We start from the raw sequence: 4,719 nt of genomic DNA, 5'->3' as shown, positions 1-4,719 counted from the left end.
ATTGATGACACGCCCTAGCTTGCAAGGCTGGCGCCGGCCACTGGCGAGCAGTTCACATGCCTCTCGTGAAGAGCTTGGACACCTTCGTGAAGGAAGGCTTACGGCAGAACAAGCGAAGCATCGGCAAGAGAGAGCGTGTGGCTTCCGTTGACGCCCAGGCAGCTATTGTTCGAGTTCTGGATGCGGCGGCGAGCGAGGACGACTTGACCGACAGACAGGTGGAGGGCGCTGTCGCACTGCTTATCACCTACCAACACGGTATGCGACCAGTTCAGGCGCTGTGCCTCGACGTGACGCATGTCCGCTTCTTCCGTGATGCAAGCGACGACCTTGCTTGCGTGCTCTCGTTCCATGCTGCAAAGCAAACACCAGGCAACGAATTCGAGTTGCTACGCCAAGTCAAACCGGAGTGGGTTCCGCTCGTCGCGAGGCTGCACGCGACGGCGCTCGCTCACGGGCGGCAGCGGCTATTCAACGCAACCGGACCAATTACCTTCTGGGACAGGGCAGTGGTTCTCTGTAAGCGGTTCTCCGTGCAACTGGACAGCACGGCGCGCTCGCTCCGTCACACCGGGGCGCAAACGCTCGCCGATGCGGGGCATGATAGGGCTAGCATCCAAGCGTTCCTCGGCCACAAGAGCGCAGAGGCCGCGTCGCACTACATCCGGGCAAGCTTCAAGCAAGCCGAGCTCATCAACACGGCGCTCGGTGCGTCGAAACTCTACAACAGCCTCTTGGACATATCGACCGGCAGTTTCGTCTCAGCCGACGAGATACAGCTGGCTCCTGAGGACCAGCAGATTGGCGCTGTGGTGGGGTATCGGCTGGTTGCTGGCGTGGGACTGTGCAAAGCGGGTCAGAGCAGCTGCGCCTACAACCCGGTGACGTCTTGCTATGGCTGTCCGAAGTTCATGCCATCCCTAGACCGGGAGTCCCACGTCGAAGCTATCGAAGGGATGCGCGACCAAGTCCGCCTGTACCTAAAGCAGGGAATCTCCGATGAGACGCCGGCCTACCGGCAACTCACGCGCGCGCTGGCGGGGGCGCAGCAGGCGTTAACCCTGATTGATGACCGACCCAAGAACCACGGATGACCATCCACATCCTCTCGCCTCAACTGACGCCACCGCCGCAGGCCTATCTGAGCTTCATCGACCGGATGCGTCGTGTCGCTTCATCGCACGGACTTGACTGGCACATCGAACTCGACAGCAACGGCGCCGCCACGTCTAACACGGACTGGGACTTACGCAAGTTGAACAAAAGCCATGACCTCCACGTCCCTGGAAGTTGTGGCTTTGCGGTGTCGCGCGACCTGACCGCGATGGCGGCCTCAACTGGATGGCACCCCAGCCAATTGCCGGAAGGCGCGGTGCTCGGTGAAGACGTGCAGGACTTCATCAAAGCCCTAATCGTCGAGCACTGCAGCAGCGGCCGCTCGACCGGCGACACACAACAAATAGCCAGAGCTGCTCGTCGCCTCTTCTCTCTGGTTCGATGCCCGCCGTGGGAGCTTTCACGTGAAAACTTTGACGCCGTCTTGGGCCTTAAGGCCTGGTCCGACAAGCCGGCGCGCGACTTCTCAACGGTCGCGAGGTACATCGACGAGAACCTCATCTCCGTTCATTGCCCAGTCCGCCCGGAACTAAAAAGGAAGGAGTCGTCAGCGTTGCTCGGCTCGCTGCAGGAACGCCAGCACGCCGAGAAGCTACCGGACCTTTCCGCGCTACTTGAACTGACGCGAATCGTCTTCCAGGAGACGCCCCAGACCTACATGGACGCAGTTCGCTTCGGTGTCGTGAAACTGGCTCTGTTCACGGGACTGCGAATCGAGGAGGTGCTGACGATACCCGCCGACTGCTTGGTTTGGGATGAACACCTCGACATAGTCACCGGCCGCCCGGCCGGAACGGTGGGCGGCGTCTCACGCTCCTTGCGACTGCACTATTACGCCGAGAAGCACATCGACGGCGCCCCAAATCTGCTTGTTGAGGCACACCAGCATGTGCCCGCGATGTTCGAAGATGTTGTGGTCTCAACGGTCACTGAGATGGTAGAGATTGTCGGCCCCGTCCGAGAGCTGCTGCGCCTGCAACAGCAGAACCCCAGCCGATTTCCTGACTCGGATTGCCGGATTTTTCGTACCTCCTCCGGGCGGCCAGTTTGGACCAGCGACCGCCTATTTCTGAGCCTGGGGCGGAGTACGGCAGGACGAACTTACCCGCTCCAGCTTCCCCTTCAAGAGGACACAGAAATCAAGCCGATGCTGTACCCGGGAATGCTCATCGCGCTAGGACGTCATGCAGGCCGGTCGATGTTCAGTGTGTACGGACGGTCGCCTGAGTCGAAGTTGATGTCAATCAAGCCGCACAGTCTTCGGCATCTCATGAACACAGAGATGTTCCGTAAGAATGTGCCTGACACCATCATTACGCACCAGTTCGGTCGACGGACCGTCGCTCAGAGCTACGAGTATGACCATCGCAACCTCGCAGAGAAGTTGAGCTTCGTCAAACTGCCGCCTGCAGCGTCCAAGGTCCTTCCCGCAGGAAGCGCCAAGGAATTGGTGGGCAAGATGGTCGTCAGTGGTATGGCGCTGCAAAGCCATTTGGGGCAATCGTTTAAGCGCATCCAGCACGAGAGCGGTGATGAAGCAGCCTTCATCTACTTGGCGGCCAACGCAGATGGCTTCCACGTCACGCCGTACGGTTTCTGCACCAACAGCTTCTCTGTCAATCCCTGCACTCGACACCTCAAGTGCTTCGACCAGTGCAAGCACTTTACGGCCAGCGGGGTCGCTGAGCACCGGGTGACTCTTGAAGACCTTCGCTCGAAGCTCGTGGCGATGCGGGACGCGGCTCGTTGCAAGCCGGCCACCACCGTGGGGCGCAAGAACCAGATTGCCCATGCCGAGCGGCTGATTGCTGGTGTGTCGGCTGCGCTTCACGCCCAACCGAACCAATCCGTCTTCGCAGACGGCATCGACCATTCCACCCTGAAAGAGGACATCTTCAAATGAGGCTGCTCTTAGACCCCAAGAACGAGGAGCTGGCCGACATCCTCAACACGCTACTCACCGACAACATCGACATCACGGCGCGGGAGGTGGCACGGCGCCACAGCACGTTGAAGAACCCTTCAGCGTTCACGCGCAATGAGGCTAGAAGCGCGCTCATCGCTGCGGCCCAGGCACAGCAGCAAGGAGTACGCAAAATCGTCGCAGGAGGTGGGGGCGCCGGCAGTCTGCAAGACCAGGCCGCAGGCTACCGGCAGGACATCAAGCGGCTGGAAGCCCAGCTCACGCATATGGTGGCAGCCCACGCCGGCCTCATCCGCGCGGTTCAAATGGCCGGAGGCGGGCCTGCACTTGAGCGGTTCTGGCGAGACTACAAGGCGGTGGGCGACGCGGTACACAGCCTTTCAGCAGCCAACGCCGAGCGTCCAGTAACGCATCTGCCCTTGCGCGTCGTCAAGATGTCAGACGGAACGGCAGATTGACAGGTCGGAGCCGACCTGCCTGGGTTGAGTTTTTGCAGCAAATCCACAATGCGTTCGCACAACAAAACCTCCACTGATTCGCGTCGCCAATCCACCACCTAATCGCGCAGTGGCAACAGCAATGAGCGCTGATGTAGCCGAAGAAAGCTAGCGCCAGCGCAACTGTGTTGGTGTTCCTATCGGCCAAGTGCAGTCCTTGACCTATTTTTCCCCAAGAAGTGCATCAGGCTGAGAGCGGCCCATCGCTCCATACTCAACGGTCGGCAGCGATCCATTCCAAGTCGGTCATTCAATGCACCTCGCAGAGTGTTGCCGGAAACGGTGAGTTCAGACTAGGCGGACATCTGTGGGATGGCTCGAGCTTAAATCCGTTTAAGCTCTACCATGCCGTGAGTTTGAAACAACCTTTCAGGGGTGACAGGATGGGGCTTTCTAGGACTTTCGTCGGCTTCAGCAGCACCGACATTCACTACTACCGCTTGATGCTCGCGTGGAAAGAGAACGAGCACATCGACTTCAACTTCGCCAATTGCCAGCTTGGTAAGGAAATCAACTCCGAAGACGAGGCGTATATCAGGCGCAAGTGCCGCGAGCGCATCGACATGGCAGGTACGTTTGCAGTTCTCATCGGACAGGACACCCGCTCTAAGCACAAGTACGTACGTTGGGAGATGGAGGTAGCGAGGGAAAAGGGCTGCCGGATCATCGGAATTAATCTCGATGGGTCGCGTCGGGTCGTGGACGCCACATGCCCGCCAATCATCCGAAATATCGGCGCGATCTTTGTGCCGTTCTCTCCCAAAATCGTGGCGTATGCGCTGGAGAACTACCAGATGCACGAGAACGATGACTATCACTACAAGGACAAGGTCTACAAGCAATTGGGCTTTAAGTAAGGGCAAACCCACATGCAGGAACAAGACTTCCCCGCCTTGTATCGATCCGCCGATGATCTATCCTTGAAGTCGCAGCAGCAGTTCTTTGGTGCGCTCCGGGTCCATCTCGTCACGCTCGTGGTTGCAGCGATCCTCTCGATTGTCAGCATCCCACATTGGTCGGTCGCAGCAGCCCAACTTCTCGCCCTGCTGGGAGCGCTGGGTTGCTCGATTTACCTGTTTGCTATGCGCCCAGATCGATTCTGGTACGCAGGCCGGGCGGTTGCCGAGTCCATCAAAACCATTACCTGGCGCTATGTCTGCAGAGGAGTGATTTCAAGGTGTC

5 protein-coding genes are annotated in these 4,719 nt (G+C 58.9%); all 5 read left to right on the top strand.

What is annotated here, in order from left to right:
• Window positions 1–74 precede the first annotated feature (74 nt).
• A complete protein-coding gene (locus tag C6P64_RS17770; protein ID WP_170073147.1) occupies window positions 75–1,094 on the top strand; it encodes a site-specific integrase in 1,020 nt (339 codons plus the stop codon).
• The gene (locus tag C6P64_RS17765) at window positions 1,091–3,019 is read left to right on the top strand and encodes a hypothetical protein (RefSeq protein ID WP_094478837.1); all 1,929 of its coding nucleotides are present in this window, start codon (window positions 1,091–1,093) and stop codon (window positions 3,017–3,019) included. The genes C6P64_RS17770 and C6P64_RS17765 overlap by 4 nt, the downstream gene beginning before the upstream one ends.
• Window positions 3,016–3,498, top strand: a complete 483-nt coding sequence (locus C6P64_RS17760) for a hypothetical protein (RefSeq protein WP_094478839.1) — start codon at window positions 3,016–3,018, stop codon at window positions 3,496–3,498. Before C6P64_RS17765 ends, C6P64_RS17760 begins: the two co-directional genes overlap by 4 nt.
• Before the next feature lie 389 nt (window positions 3,499–3,887).
• Complete coding sequence (locus C6P64_RS17755) at window positions 3,888–4,394, top strand: TIR domain-containing protein (protein WP_211296893.1); 507 nt, start codon at window positions 3,888–3,890, stop codon at window positions 4,392–4,394.
• A 12-nt stretch (window positions 4,395–4,406) separates the two neighbouring features.
• On the top strand, window positions 4,407–4,719 hold a 313-nt coding region (locus tag C6P64_RS17750), incomplete at its 3' end, for a DUF4231 domain-containing protein (protein WP_146115987.1).

The sequence above is a fragment of the Malikia granosa genome (genome assembly GCF_002980595.1).
GTDB classification, from domain to species: Bacteria; Pseudomonadota; Gammaproteobacteria; order Burkholderiales; family Burkholderiaceae_C; genus Malikia; species Malikia granosa.
Note: the sequence above shows the minus strand (reverse complement) of the source record. Positions and strands in the feature narration are given on the sequence as shown.